14 protein-coding genes are annotated in these 13,142 nt (G+C 75.1%); 11 read left to right on the forward strand and 3 right to left on the reverse strand.

Annotation, left to right across the window (positions count from 1 at the left end; genetic code table 11):
* The coding region (locus LPA27_RS14610; protein WP_228942905.1) for a hypothetical protein at positions 1-277 on the reverse strand (277 nt) is incomplete at its 3' end.
* A 202-nt stretch (positions 278-479) separates the two neighbouring features.
* Positions 480-1,856: a flavin monoamine oxidase family protein gene (locus tag LPA27_RS14615; RefSeq protein ID WP_228942906.1), complete on the reverse strand. Its 1,377-nt coding sequence runs from the start codon at positions 1,854-1,856 to the stop codon at positions 480-482.
* 234 nt (positions 1,857-2,090) lie between these two features.
* Between LPA27_RS14615 and LPA27_RS14620 the strand changes: the two genes are divergently transcribed.
* On the forward strand, positions 2,091-3,380 hold the full coding sequence (locus tag LPA27_RS14620) for an NADH:flavin oxidoreductase/NADH oxidase family protein (RefSeq protein WP_228942907.1): 1,290 nt from the start codon (positions 2,091-2,093) through the stop codon (positions 3,378-3,380).
* A 180-nt stretch (positions 3,381-3,560) separates the two neighbouring features.
* On the opposite strand, the gene LPA27_RS14625 is transcribed toward LPA27_RS14620, so the two are convergent.
* Positions 3,561-4,199, reverse strand: coding sequence for a thermonuclease family protein (locus tag LPA27_RS14625; protein ID WP_228942908.1), 639 nt, complete (start codon positions 4,197-4,199; stop codon positions 3,561-3,563).
* Between the two features lie 7 nt (positions 4,200-4,206).
* On the opposite strand from LPA27_RS14625, the gene rho reads away from it, so the two are divergent.
* From rho to LPA27_RS14675, 10 genes are all read left to right on the forward strand, one after another.
* Positions 4,207-5,901, forward strand: coding sequence for a transcription termination factor Rho (gene rho, locus LPA27_RS14630; RefSeq protein ID WP_324251263.1), 1,695 nt, complete (start codon positions 4,207-4,209; stop codon positions 5,899-5,901).
* 156 nt (positions 5,902-6,057) lie between these two features.
* A complete protein-coding gene (locus LPA27_RS14635) occupies positions 6,058-6,429 on the forward strand; it encodes a response regulator transcription factor (RefSeq protein WP_082500230.1) in 372 nt (123 codons plus the stop codon).
* Positions 6,426-7,976, forward strand: a complete 1,551-nt coding sequence (locus LPA27_RS14640) for a sensor histidine kinase (RefSeq protein WP_056864113.1) — start codon at positions 6,426-6,428, stop codon at positions 7,974-7,976. The genes LPA27_RS14635 and LPA27_RS14640 overlap by 4 nt, the downstream gene beginning before the upstream one ends.
* An 84-nt stretch (positions 7,977-8,060) precedes the next feature.
* The gene (rpmE, locus tag LPA27_RS14645) at positions 8,061-8,276 is read left to right on the forward strand and encodes a 50S ribosomal protein L31 (protein WP_056864114.1); all 216 of its coding nucleotides are present in this window, start codon (positions 8,061-8,063) and stop codon (positions 8,274-8,276) included.
* Between the two features lie 114 nt (positions 8,277-8,390).
* Positions 8,391-9,464 carry a peptide chain release factor 1 gene (prfA, locus tag LPA27_RS14650; protein WP_056864115.1) on the forward strand — a complete coding sequence of 358 codons (1,074 nt, stop codon included), beginning with the start codon at positions 8,391-8,393 and terminating at the stop codon, positions 9,462-9,464.
* A gap of 1 nt (position 9,465) precedes the next feature.
* Positions 9,466-10,344: a peptide chain release factor N(5)-glutamine methyltransferase gene (gene prmC / locus LPA27_RS14655; RefSeq protein ID WP_228942909.1), complete on the forward strand. Its 879-nt coding sequence runs from the start codon at positions 9,466-9,468 to the stop codon at positions 10,342-10,344.
* Between the two features lie 6 nt (positions 10,345-10,350).
* Complete coding sequence (locus LPA27_RS14660; protein ID WP_056864117.1) at positions 10,351-11,016, forward strand: L-threonylcarbamoyladenylate synthase; 666 nt, start codon at positions 10,351-10,353, stop codon at positions 11,014-11,016.
* Positions 11,017-11,024: 8 nt separating this feature from the next.
* Positions 11,025-12,161, forward strand: coding sequence for a glycosyltransferase family 4 protein (locus LPA27_RS14665; RefSeq protein WP_056864118.1), 1,137 nt, complete (start codon positions 11,025-11,027; stop codon positions 12,159-12,161).
* 112 nt (positions 12,162-12,273) lie between these two features.
* A complete protein-coding gene (locus LPA27_RS14670; protein WP_056864119.1) occupies positions 12,274-12,774 on the forward strand; it encodes a hypothetical protein in 501 nt (166 codons plus the stop codon).
* A gap of 30 nt (positions 12,775-12,804) precedes the next feature.
* Positions 12,805-13,134 carry an AtpZ/AtpI family protein gene (locus LPA27_RS14675; RefSeq protein ID WP_156697861.1) on the forward strand — a complete coding sequence of 110 codons (330 nt, stop codon included), beginning with the start codon at positions 12,805-12,807 and terminating at the stop codon, positions 13,132-13,134.
* The last annotated feature ends 8 nt before the right edge of the window (positions 13,135-13,142 follow it).

Genomic DNA, 13,142 nt, shown 5'->3' on the forward strand with positions numbered 1-13,142 from the left:
CCAGCAGGGCGACGGCGCCCGTCGTCGCGGCTGCGGTGGCCGGGGCGGCGGCACCCGCGAGCCCCGGCTGCGCGGCCGCGGTGGTCAGCAGGGTGACCACGGCCGAGGACGCGCCGGCCGCGGCGAGGAGCCAGCCCGCGCCGGCCGCGCCGGGGCCCTCGGGGCGGCGCCGACCGTGCGGCGTCGACCGGGCCGCGTGCCCGCGACCCGGGCTGGTCGGCGCGCCGGCGACGCACGAGGGGCTCGTGGGCGTGGTCGCGAGGGTGTCGAGGGTCATGACGGTCTCCGAGAGGGGGGGGGGGGGGCGTGGGGGGGGGGGGGGGGGGGGGGGGGGGGGGACCCTCGGCTCGCAGATCCGATCGGCCGGGCCGGCCGGGTGCTGACGCGCCGGGCGGCGCCGAGGGCGAGCCGTACGGCGCACCGCGCCAGGCCGTCCGCGGCCGCTGGGCGGTCGACGAGCCCGCCGCCGGTCGGGACGGTCAGCCGGCGTCGAGGACCTCCTGGGCGGCGGCCGCCCCGCGGCGCAGCGCCCCGTCGACGTGCTGGTAGCCCTCGGCGGCGGTGTCGGAGCAGGCCCAGTGGATGCGGCCCACGGGCGCTGTCTGGTGGCGGCCCCAGCGCGAGAGCCCGCCGAGGTCGAAGGACGCGGCGTACGCGCCCCTGGTCCACTCCTCGCTGGCCCAGTCGGACTCGGCGTAGACCTCGGGGGCCAGGGCGTCGGGCCCGAGGTACTCCGCGATCGACCCGAGCACGGCCGTGCGCCGCGCGTCGTCGTCGAGCTCGAGCAGGGCGTCGGCCTTCTCGTCGGAGACGAAGCCGACCAGCGTGCCGCGGGGGTCGTCGTGGTTGGTGTTGTCGTAGACCTCCTGCACCAGCGAGCCCGGGCCGAAGCAGGTGCCCGACAGTCCCCGCTCACGCCAGAACGGGCGGTCGTAGACCGCGTGCACCTTGATGACGAGGCCCAGCGACAGGTGCTGGTGCATCTGGTGCTGGCGACGCGGGAGGGGCGGGTCGAAGCTGATGCGGGTGTAGAGGTTCGGCGGCACCGCGACGACGACGCGACGGGCGGTGAGGGTGGTCCGGTCGGACTCCACGGTCACGCCGGCCGCGTGGGTGCGGATGGTGCGCACGGGGGTCTCGAGGTGCACCTCGAGGTCGGCGGCCATGGCCTCGCTCACCGACTGCATGCCGCCCACCACGCGCCGGTCGAGGATGAAGCCGTCGTCGAGCAGGTGGGAGAACGACCCTGCCGAGGCCGCCATCAGCACGGCCTGGAGCGCGGAGAAGGCGTGCGCGGGCTTGGTGAGCATGCCGCCGGCGATGAAGAGCCCGATGTTGTCGCAGGCCACCTCGTCGCCGGACTGCTCGCGCAGCCAGTGGTGGAAGGAGATCCGGTCGAGCTCGCGGGCGCGCGGCGAGGCCCACGGCTCGCGGCAGCCGATCTCGGCGGCCAGGTCGTCGAGCAGCGCGGTGAGCCGCTCCATCTCCGCCGCGGTCGCGTCGCCGACCGGCATGGTCTCGCCCTCGTAGGCCACCGTCTCGCCCTCGGCGGTGCGGTAGAGCGAGCGGCCCTCGCGGTAGCGCGGGAAGGTCGACAGACCGAGCTCGTCGAGGAGCCCCAGCAGCGCGGTCTGGTCGGGGGAGACCCACTGCCCGCCCAGCTCGAGGAAGGCGCCGTCGACGACGTCGCTCCACGTGCGCCCGCCGACCCGCTCGCGGGCCTCGAGCACGGCCACGCTCAGCCCGGCCGCCTGCAGCGTGCGGGCGGTCATCAGCCCCGCCGGTCCGGCGCCGACGACCACCACGTCGCGGTCGGGCGCGCTCGTCGCGGACTGCGGGTCGGGCGTGGTCGTCATGCGGTCTCTCCAGGAGGCTGGGGCGAGGTGGTCGGCGCGAGGTGATCGGTGCGAGGTCACCCACGTGGGGCGATGCTGCGGATCGGGGTGTCCGATCGGGGTGCGGACTGCGGTAATCGTAGCCGAGGGCGCCGCCGTACGACGGAATCGGCAGGATCACCCGGTGGCGATGGGCGGACGTGTCGCGCGTCACGTCGGCTGCGCGGGGGAGGGGCGTCGGGCGAGGATGCTGCGGTGACCGCCGCCTCGCCGACCCCGCCGACGCCCGCACCCGGACCCTCCCCGGAGGAGCAGCGCGCCCTGCTCGCCCGGCCCTTCGCGCTTGCCCACGGGGACCCGCTGCCGAACCGGCTGGCCAAGGCCGCCCTCAGCGAGGGCCTCGGTCGTCGCGACCTCTCGCCGGGCAGCCGCATCCGACGGCTCTACGAGCGCTGGGCCGACAACGGCACCGGGCTCATCGTCACCGGCAACGTCATGGTCGACCGCACCGCGCTCGGCGAGGCCGGCAACGTCGCGGTCGAGGACGAGCGCGACCTCGCGGACCTGCGCGCCTGGGCGAGCGCGGCCAAGGCCGGAGGGGCGCGGGTGTGGGTGCAGCTCAACCACCCCGGGCGCCAGGCGCCGCGCACGCTCACCCCCCGGCCCGTCGCTCCCTCGGCGATCGCCGTGCCCGGCACCGCCGGCCTCTTCGCGACCCCGCGCGCCCTCACCGACGACGAGGTGGTCGACCTGGTGGCCCGCTTCGCGCGCACCGCCGGGATCGTGTGCCGCGCCGGCTTCGACGGGGTGCAGGTGCACGCCGCCCACGGCTACCTCATCAGCCAGTTCCTCTCCCCGGTGACCAACCGGCGCGAGGACCGCTGGGGCGGCGACGCCGAGGGTCGTCGCCGGTTCCTGGTCGAGGTGGTGCGGGCGGTGCGCGCCGAGATCGGGGAGCACCGGTCGCTGTCGGTGAAGCTGAACTCCGCCGACTTCCAGCGCGGCGGCTTCGGCGAGGACGACTCCCTGGAGGTCGCGCGCGTGCTCGCCGCCGAGGGCGTCGACCTGCTCGAGGTCTCCGGCGGCACCTACTCCAGCGCGGCCATGCTCGGGGTCGACCCGAGCCTGAAGGAGAGCACGCGGCGCCGCGAGGCCTACTTCGTCGACTTCGCCGAGCGCGTGCGCCGCGAGGTGCCCGACCTGCCACTCATGCTCACGGGCGGCTTCCGCACCCTGGGCGCGATGAGCGAGGCCGTCGCCAGCGGCGCGGTCGACGTCGTCGGGCTGGGGCGCCCGCTCACGGTCGAGCCGCACGCCCCGGCTGGTCTGCTCGACGGCAGCGTCACCAGCAGCCGGGTCCGCCCGCGCCGCAGCGGCATCAAGACCCTCGACAACCTCACCGAGCTGGTCCACTACTCCGTGCAGATGTGGCGCATGGCCGACGGCCGCGACCCCGCCCCCGACCGGCACCCCGCGCTCAACGTGGCGCAGTACCTCGCCCGCAACGGCCGCGACAGCATCCGCTCGACCCGCCGGGGGCTCTGACCGGACCCGCGAGGCCCGGCCCGGCCGGGCCCGACACAGGGCCCGCGGAGCCGGACGGGCACTGGCTCGCGGGTGGGCGCGCGCCGGCCGCGCGCCGCCCGCAGGGACGCGACGACCCGGCCTGGCCCGGCGCAGGTCGGGTCGGTGTGCCCGTCCGACTCCGTGGCGGTCCCGCCTGCCCTACTCGCAGGCGGTGCCGTCGCCGTCGGCGTCCAGGCCGTGCGGGTCAGGTCCGGTCACCCGCACCGGCCCGTCGACGTCGGCGCAGTCGACGTCGGGCGGGAAGAGCGGAAGGCACGGCGAGTAGCCCGCGGCGCACGACGCCGCGGCCGGGGCGCGCACCGGCGCCGGCGTACGGCAGGTGAGGTCGCCGGCGGCGCGGTCGGCGGCGACGTAGGACCGCTCGCGTGGGTGCGCGCCGTAGCCGTCGCGCGAGTCGTAGCGCGCGACGGCGAGACCCGCGTCGATGAGGCGCAGCCCGGCGTCGGGGCGCGGGCCCGAGGTGAGGTCGACGTAGCGCAGCAGACGCCCGTAGCGGTCCCGGTCCTCGTCGCTGCGGCGCAGGTCCACCCGCGCGCCCAGCACCAGCCGGCTGAGCAGCGCGGTGGCCTTCTCCGAGCCGCACTCGCCGACCTCGGGGGTGTCGACGCCCACCAGGCGCACCGTGGTGCCGTCGCCCAGCTCCAGGGTGTCGCCGTCGACGACCCGGGTGACGAGGTAGGTGCGCGGCGGACGCGGCGGACGCTGCGGACGCTGCGCAGGTGCGGCCCTGCCCGACCCGGCGCCGGTCGCGGCGGCCGAGGCCGGCCCGGGCGGCACGACCCAGGTGCGCCAGGAGAGCCGCTCGGCCCGGGTGCGCGAGCGGCGTGCCGAGCGCGTCGCGACCGGGGCGGCCGACCAGCCGGCCCCGGACGCCCCGGCCGCGCGGGAGCAGGACCGTCAGGAGGACCGCCAGCAGGACCGTCAGCAGCGCGGTCAGGACAAGCAGGCGGGCCGCGGTCAGCAGGACCAGGACCAGCAGGGCAGGGACCAGCAGGGCAAGCAGTCCGGCAAGGGTCAGCAGGACCAGCGAGGCAAGGACCAGCACAGCAAGGACCAGCAGGGCCAGGCCGGCAACGACCAGGGCGGCAAGGACCGCCAGCAGGACCGCCAGCAGGACCGCCAGCAAGGCAGGGAGCAGCGCGGCCAGAGCGGCAACGACCAGGGCGGCAAGGACCAGGGCGGCAAGGACCAGGGCGGCCAGGGCGCCGAGCAGCAGGACGACGAGGGCGGCACGGGGCGCAACCGCCGCCGCCGGGGACGTGACCGCGAGCGGGGTCCGCGCGCGGCGGGCGGCGCGCGCAACGAGCCCGACACCCAGGTGCTCGACGACGACGTGCTCGTGCCGGCGGCCGGCATCCTCGACGTGCTCGACAACTACGCCTTCGTCCGCACGAGCGGTTACCTGCCGGGCACCGACGACGTCTACGTGTCGCTGTCGATGGTCCGCAAGTTCGGGCTGCGACGCGGTGACGCGCTCGTCGGGCAGGTGCGCCAGCCCCGCGAGGGCGAGCGCAAGGAGAAGTTCAACCCGATGGTGCGCATCGACTCCGTCAACGGCGCCGAGCCCGACACGGCCCGCCACCGCGTGGAGTTCGCGGCGCTGACGCCGGTGCACCCCGAGGAGCGGCTCCGGCTCGAGACCGGCCGTGCCGACGTCGTGGGCCGTGCCCTCGACCTCACCGCCCCGCTGGGCAAGGGGCAGCGGGCGCTGCTCGCGGCCCCGGGCCGCGCCGGCCGCACGACGGTGCTGCAGTCGGTGGCGCGCTCGGTGAGCACCAACAACCCCGAGTGCCACCTGATGGTCGTGCTCGTCGACGAGCGTCCCGAGGAGGTCACCGACTTCGAGCGGTCGGTGAAGGGGGAGGTCATCGCCTCGACCTTCGACCGCCCGCCGAGCGACCACACGATGGTCGCCGAGCTCGCGATCGAGCGGGCCAAGCGGCTCGTCGAGCTCGGCCACGACGTCGTGGTCCTGCTCGACGGACTGACCAGGCTGGGCCGCGCCTACAACCTCTCGCTGCCCTCGAGCGGGCGGGTGCTGCCCGGTGGCGTCGACGCCGCCGCGCTGCACCCCACGACGCGGTTCTTCGGCGCCGCCCGCAACGTCGAGGACGGCGGGTCCCTCACGATCCTCGCCACGGCGGTCGTGGAGAGCGGCTCCCCGATCGACGAGCTGATCTTCGAGGAGCTGGCCGGCACGGCCAACGCCGAGATCCGGCTGCGCACCGACCTGGCCGACAAGCGGCTGCTCCCGGCGGTCGACGCGGCGCGGTCGGGCACGCGGCGCGAGGAGCTGCTCATGGGCGCCGAGGAGGTCGACATCGTGTGGGCCCTGCGTCACGAGCTGGCCGCCCTCGAGCCGCAGGCCGCCCAGGAGCTGCTGCTGGAGCGCCTGCGGGGCACCTCGACCAACATCGAGCTGCTCATGCAGGTCCAGCGCACCGCCGCTGCGGCTCCCACCGGTCGCGGCCGGGCCTGAGCGCCCGCGGCCGCTGGTCCGGGCCGTCACCGGTCCGGACCGGCGGCCCCCGTGCGCCCGGGGGAGGGACGTTCCGGCGCGCGCCGGGCCGAGGACGGCTACGCTGGCGGCTCCCCTCGACCCGTCCTGCCGTGCAACTCCCGAAAGGCTGACCACGTGGCCCGCATCCTGGTGGCCGACGACGACGTCGACATCCGAGAGCTCGTCGAGTTCAAGCTGAGCATGCTCGGTCACGAGATCACCGCCGTCGGTGACGGCGCGGCCGCGGTGGCCGCCTGCCAGGCCTCGCGCCCCGACCTGGCCGTGCTCGACGTCATGATGCCGGGGGTCTCGGGCCTCGACGCGATCAAGTCCATCCGGGCCGACCCGTCGCTGGCCGACCTGCCCGTCATCCTGCTGACCGCCCGGGCGCAGGAGTCCGACGTCGAGTCGGGCTTCGACTCCGGTGCCGACGACTACATCACCAAGCCGTTCAGCCCGCGCGAGCTGGCGTCGCGTGTGGAGGCCCTGCTCACCCGCACCCGATGAGGCGGAGCGGGGCGCACGCCGCGAGCGTCGAGGACCTCGTCGGCCTGGTGGTGCGCCGGCTGCTGGTCGTCGTGGTGGCCCTGGCCGTCGTCGCGGTGGGCGGGATGCTGCTGGCCGCCCAGGCGGTCTCGCGCGTGACCTCGGAGGTGACTCCCGCGGCGGAGTCCCACCAGGAGGTGCTCCAGGACCTCACCGACCTGGAGTCCGCGGTCGGTGCGTGGGCGCGCAGCGGCGACGCGGCGGCGCTGGAGGACTACCGCGAGGCCGCCGCACGCCTGCCCGGCCACGAGCGGGACGTCGCCGACTTCGCGGCCTCCGAGCCCGACCTCCAGCCGCTCCTGGCCTCGGAGCTCGAGGCCGGGCAGCGCTGGCTGGACCAGTACGCCGACCCGCGCGCCGCCGCCCCCGGCGGACCCGAGACCTTCGACCCCGCGCGCTTCGCCCTGGGCCAGGACCTCTTCTCCCGCTACCGCGCGGAGCACGCCGTCACCGCGCGGGCCTTCGACGACCTCACCGCGCAGGCCCGCACCCGGGCCTGGTGGCTGGTGGGCGCGACCATCGCGGCGACCCTGCTCCTCACCGCCCTGGCCGGACTGGTGGTGACGCGCGCGCGCCGTGACCTGCGCCGCGACCTCTCCCGGCCGCTGCAGGACCTCGAGACGGTCGTGCAGGACATGGCCGCGGGTCGCCTCGAGGTGCGGGCCGGCGACGGCGGCACCCGCGAGGTCCGCGCCGTCGCGGCGGCGCTCAACGAGCTCGCCGACGCCCAGGCCCGGGCGCGGGCCGTGGAGGCCCACATCCACGACGAGCTGCGCGAGCTCGACACGGCGCGCGAGGACTTCGTCTCCAACGTCTCCCACGAGCTGCGCACGCCGCTGACGACGATCAGCGGCTACCTGGAGATGGTGGCCGAGGAGTTCGAGGACGCGATGGGCCCCCGTCACCAGCGCATGCTGGAGGCGACCACGCGCAACGTCGCCCGCCTGCGGCTGCTGATCGACGACCTGCTCACGCTGTCGCGGGCCGAGGCCCGCAGCACGAGCCTCGAGCAGGGCGACGTGCGCCTGCTGCTGCGCGACGTGCTCACCGACGTGGCCATCACGGCGGCCGGTCGCGACCTGAGGGTGGAGGTCGAGGAGCCCGAGGACCCGCTGTGGGTGCTGATGGACCGCGCGATGCTGGCGCGGGCCTTCCTCAACGTGATCGGCAACGCCGTGAAGTTCAGCCGGCCGGGCTCGGTGGTGACGGTGGCGGCCGGCGCGCACGAGGCCATGGTGCGGGTGACGGTGAGCGACAGCGGCATCGGCATCCCCGCCGACGAGGTCGACCAGCTGGGAGGCCGCTTCTTCCGCGCCTCCAACGCCGTCGACAACGAGATCGCCGGCACCGGCCTCGGGCTGCGCATCGTGCAGACCATCGTCGACAAGCACGGCGGCGACGTGCGGATCACCTCGGAGGAGGGGCGCGGCACCACGGTGGTGGTGCGCCTGCCCGAGCGCTCGGCGCGGCAGGGAATTGGGACGCCGGGCCCGACGTTGGCACAATGACCACCTGGCACCGGTTCACGTCCGCGCATCCCGCGCCGACGACCCGGCGCCCTCCCGGAGACGGGAACAGGAGATGAGGACAGCATGAAGAGCGACATCCACCCGACCTACGTGGACACCCAGGTCACCTGCACCTGCGGCGCCCAGTTCACGACCCGCAGCACCAAGGAGTCCGGCGAGATCCGCGCCGACGTGTGCTCGCAGTGCCACCCCTTCTACACCGGCAAGCAGAAGATCCTCGACACCGGCGGCCGCGTCGCCCGCTTCGAGGCCCGCTACGCCAAGGCTGCCAAGAAGTAGTCCTCCTCGAGCGCCGGTCCCCGTCCACCGTGACGGGGGCCGGCGCTCGTGTCGTACCACCAGGTTCTCCGACCCACGCCGCACCAGCACCGCTCACAGCACCCGGGAGGCTCCGTGTTCGAGGCAGTCGAGGGCATGCTCGGCGAGCACGCCGAGCTCGAGCGCCGGCTCGCCGCGCCCGAGACCCACGCCGACGCCCGGCTGGCCAAGCGCCTCAACCAGCGCTACGCCGCCCTGTCCTCGGTCATCGCCGCCTGGCGCGAGTGGACCGGTCTGGGCGAGGACGCCGAGGCGGCCCGCGAGCTCGGCGCCGAGGACCCCGCCTTCGCGGCGGAGGCCGAGGAGCTCCTGGCCCGCCGCGTCGTGGCCGAGGAGCGGCTGCGCCGGCTGCTGGTGCCCCGCGACGCCGCCGACGACAAGGACGCCCTGCTGGAGGTGAAGTCCGGCGAGGGCGGCGAGGAGTCGGCGCTGTTCGCCGGCGACCTGCTGCGGATGTACACCCGCTACGCCGAGACCCGTGGCTGGGCCCTGGAGGTCCTCGACGCCACCGAGTCCGACCTGGGCGGCTACAAGTCGGTCACCGTCGCGGTGAAGGCCAAGGGCACCCCGGAGCCGGGGGAGGCGCCCTACGCCCTGCTGAAGTTCGAGGGCGGGGTGCACCGCGTCCAGCGGGTGCCGGTGACCGAGTCGCAGGGGCGGGTCCACACCAGCGCCGCCGGGGTGCTCGTGCTCCCCGAGGCCGAGCAGGTCGACGTGCAGCTCGACGACAACGACCTGCGCATCGACGTCTTCCGCAGCAGCGGCCCGGGCGGCCAGAGCGTCAACACCACCGACTCCGCGGTGCGCATCACCCACGTGCCGAGCGGCATCGTGGCCAGCTGCCAGAACGAGAAGTCGCAGCTGCAGAACAAGGAGCAGGCACTGCGCATCCTGCGGGCCCGGCTGCTGGCCGTGGCCCAGGAGGCGGCCGACGCCGAGGCCAGCGACGCCCGTCGCAGCCAGGTCCGCACCGTCGACCGCTCCGAGCGGATCCGCACCTACAACTACCCCGAGAACCGCATCTCCGACCACCGCACCGGCTACAAGTCCTACAACCTCGACCAGGTGCTCGACGGCGCCCTCGAGCCCGTCATCGCCTCCAGCGTCGAGGCCGACCTGGCCGCGCGGCTCGCCGCGCTCGAGGACTGAGGTGACCAGCGCCGGCCCCGGGCCCGACCGGGCGCGCCGCGAGGTGCTCGCCGCGGCCAGCACGCGCCTGCGCGAGGCGGGGGTCGCCTCGCCCGAGCACGACGCCGACGCCCTGCTGGCGCACGCGCTGGGCACCACGCGCGGCCGGTTGGTGCTGGTCGACCGGGTCGGTGGCCCGGCCCTCGCGGCGTACGACGCCCTGGTGGCGCGCCGCGCCTCGCGCGAGCCGCTGCAGCACCTCACCGGCACGGCGGCGTTCCGCCACGTCGAGCTGGCCGTCGGCCCCGGGGTCTTCGTGCCCCGCCCGGAGACCGAGCTGCTGGCCGGGTGGGCGGTCGACGCCGCCCGCGCGGTGCTGGCGCAGGGCCGTGAGCCCGTGGTGGTCGACCTCTGCACGGGCTCCGGCGCCATCGCCCGCGCGCTGGCCGACGAGGTGCCCGGCGCGCGGGTGCACGCCGTCGAGCTCGACGAGGGAGCCCACGCCTGGGCGGAGCGCAACCTGTCGGGCACCGGGGTGGAGCTGCGCCGCGGCGACATGGCCACGGCCTTCGAGGACCTGCGGGGCACCGTCGACGTGATCAGCTGCAACCCGCCCTACGTGCCGCTGGAGGCGTGGGAGTCGGTGGCCCCCGAGGCCCGCGACCACGACCCCCACCTGGCGCTCTTCTCCGGCGACGACGGGCTCGACGCGATGCGCGTGCTCGCGGTGCGGGCGGCCCAGCTGCTGCGCCCCGGTGGCGTCGTGGGCGCCGAGCACGCCGACGTGCAGGGGGAGTCCGCGCCGGCCGTCTTCGTGGCCGCCGGGCGGTGGGCCGACGTGCGCGACCACACCGACCTGGCAGGGCGTGCGCGCTTCACGACCGCGAGACTGGCACGATGAGCGGCGATGACTGACAAGCTGCGCTACGCCACCACCACCGACGAGGAGCGCGAGGAGGCCGTCGAGGCCGCGACCCTCGCCGTCCAGCGCGGCCTGCTGGTCGTGCTGCCCACCGACACCGTCTACGGCATCGCCGCCGACGCCTTCGACCCGGCCGCGGTCCGCGAGCTGCTGGCCGCCAAGGGGCGGGGTCGCGAGATGCCCCCGCCGGTGCTGGTCAGCTCGGCGACGACGATCGACGCGCTGGCCACCAAGATCCCCGGCTACGCCCGCGCCCTGGTCGAGGCCTTCTGGCCCGGCCCGCTCACCCTGGTGTGCCACCAGCAGGGCTCCCTGCAGTGGGACCTCGGTGACACCCGGGCCACCGTCGCGCTGCGCATGCCCGACCACGAGCTGACCCGGGAGGTGCTCGAGCGCACCGGCCCGCTGGCCGTGAGCTCGGCCAACAAGACGGGGATGCCCGCGGCCACCGACGCCGACCAGGCCGAGGAGATGCTCGGTGAGGACGTCGCCGTCATCGTCGACGCAGGGGAGTCCCCGGTGGGGGAGAGCTCCACGATCGTCGACGTCACCGGCGCCCAGGGTCGGGTGCTCCGGCTGGGCGCCCTCTCGCTGGAGCAGCTCAACGAGGTGCTCGAGCCGCTCGGCGCGACCCTGACCCACGGGGACTGACGAGAGCCGTGCGCGAGTACGTCCTGGTCTTCCTGGTCGCCGCTGCGGTCACCTACCTGCTCACCGTCATCGCCCGCGAGATCGCCCTGCGCACGGGCGCCGTCGCCCGGGTGCGGGACCGCGACGTCCACGACGAGCCGATCCCCTACCTCGGGGGGCTGGCCATGCTCGGGGGCCTCGTCGCGGCCTACCTGGTGGCGCGCGAGCTGCCGTTCCTCTCCGCGAGCGGCGCCTTCGTCTTCCGCGACGCCGGCATCGTGCTCATCGCCGGCGCGCTGATCTGCGCCGTCGGCGTCCTCGACGACCTCTTCGAGCTCGACGCGCTCACCAAGCTCGGCGGCCAGGTGCTCGCCGCCGGCTTCCTCATCGCCTTCGGGGTCCAGTTCTACTTCTTCCCGACCACCGACGGCACCGTGTTCTCCCTCGACCCCGCCCAGGGGGCGCTGCTCACCGGCTTCGTGGTGGTGGCGACCGTCAACGCGGTCAACTTCGTTGACGGTCTCGACGGGCTGGCCGCCGGCGTCGTGGGCATCGGGGCGCTGGCCTTCTTCGCCTTCTGCTACCAGCTCACGGTGGCCAACAACGCGCCTCGCGCCACGACGGCGGCCCTGCTGGCCGTGGCCCTGGCGGGCGCGTGCGCCGGCTTCCTGCCCCACAACTTCAACCCTGCCCGCCTCTTCATGGGCGACAGCGGCTCGATGCTCATCGGGCTGGTCCTGTCGGCCTCCGCGGTCACCCTCACCGGCCAGTTCGCCGGCGCCGACATCTCCCAGGGCGCCTCGGGCGGTCAGGCCAGCCTGTTGCCGACCCTGCTGCCGCTGCTGCTGCCGATCTCCATCCTCGTCATCCCGTTGCTCGACCTAGTGCTGGCGGTGGTGCGCCGCACCCGGGCCGGCCGCTCTCCCTTCGCCCCCGACAAGCAGCACCTGCACCACCGGCTGCTGGAGATCGGGCACTCGCAGCGGCGCGCGGTCTTCATCATGTGGCTCTGGGCCGCGCTGGTCGCCTTCGGCACCGTGCTGGCCAGCCTCTACACCGGCGCCTGGGTGCTGGTCGTGCTCCTCGTCGCCACCGCCGCCACCGCGGGTCTGACCTTCCTCCTGCCCCGTGTGCACCGTCCGGCCGGCGTCACGGACCCCGTCTGACCTGCGGTTTGGGTCCGCGGGGAGGCCTTGTGATAGTTTTCACGAGCGCGGTCACGATCGTGCAGAACGCCTCTCGACCCCCGCTCCCGCCCCCAGAGAACGGCCGCCGACGATGACGACCGAGTCGCAGCAGGACCCGCGCACCAGCGTGGCCCCCGTGCTCCTCGGAGGCGCGGCGGTCTCGGTGGGAGCCGGGCTGGTCCTGGCCGGCCTGGGTGCCGTCGTCTCCGGGGCCCCGGCGGCCTACGGCGCCGCCGTGGGTGCCGGGCTCGTCGTCGTGGTCTTCGCGCTCGGCTCGTTGGCCGTCGACGCGGTGGCCACCGTCGCGCCCGGTCTCGCCCTCGTGGTGGCGCTCACGACGTACCTGCTGCAGGTCGTCCTGACCGGTGTCGGCTTCCTCGCCCTCGACCGCAGCGGCGCGTTGGGGGAGACCCTGGCCGCCGGCTGGGTCGCAGCGGGTGCCGTCGTCGGGACCCTGTCGTGGGTGGTCCTCCAGATCGCCCTCACCACCCGGCTACGGATCCCCGCCTACGCCCTCACCGCAGAGGCGCCGCCCGGCACCGACGACCACCGGACGCCCGCGTCCGGTGCGGCCCGGGCGGGTGATCGCTGACCCATGGCGGCTGCTATTGTCCGACGCGCGATGGCTCCTGAAGACTCTCCTTCCGGGCAGAGCGACCCCGACCCCACCACGTCCCCCACGGGAGACGTGCAGGGCGACCCGTGGCTGGCCTTCGGCTACCTGGTCTCGGGGGTGCTCGTCTACGGCGGGATCGGATGGGGGCTCGACCGGTGGTGGGGGACCCAGTTCCTCGTCGTCGTCGGCATCCTGACCGGCATCACCCTGGGCCTCTACCAGACCTGGGCGCGGTTCCGACCGCAGCCCTACGTCAAGCCCGGCGCCCAGCCCGACACCCGGGACCACGCCCCGCACCACGAGCAGCAGCCGCACGACCAGCAGGCGCAGCAGTGACGCACCCG

Source organism: Nocardioides sp. Leaf374 (assembly GCF_916862475.1).
Lineage (GTDB): Bacteria > Actinomycetota > Actinomycetes > Propionibacteriales > Nocardioidaceae > Nocardioides > Nocardioides kribbensis.

Bases quoted from the DNA above. Each gene is read 5' to 3' on its own strand.
- LPA27_RS14615 (WP_228942906.1), bottom strand. From the start codon at position 1,856: ATGACGACCACGCCCGACCCGCAGTCCGCGACGAGCGCGCCCGACCGC.
- LPA27_RS14640 (WP_056864113.1), top strand. From the start codon at position 6,426: ATGAGGCGGAGCGGGGCGCACGCCGCGAGCGTCGAGGACCTCGTCGGC.
- rpmE (WP_056864114.1), top strand. From the start codon at position 8,061: ATGAAGAGCGACATCCACCCGACCTACGTGGACACCCAGGTCACCTGC.
- LPA27_RS14660 (WP_056864117.1), top strand. From the start codon at position 10,351: ATGACTGACAAGCTGCGCTACGCCACCACCACCGACGAGGAGCGCGAG.
- LPA27_RS14670 (WP_056864119.1), top strand. From the start codon at position 12,274: ATGACGACCGAGTCGCAGCAGGACCCGCGCACCAGCGTGGCCCCCGTG.
- LPA27_RS14675 (WP_156697861.1), top strand. From the start codon at position 12,805: ATGGCTCCTGAAGACTCTCCTTCCGGGCAGAGCGACCCCGACCCCACC.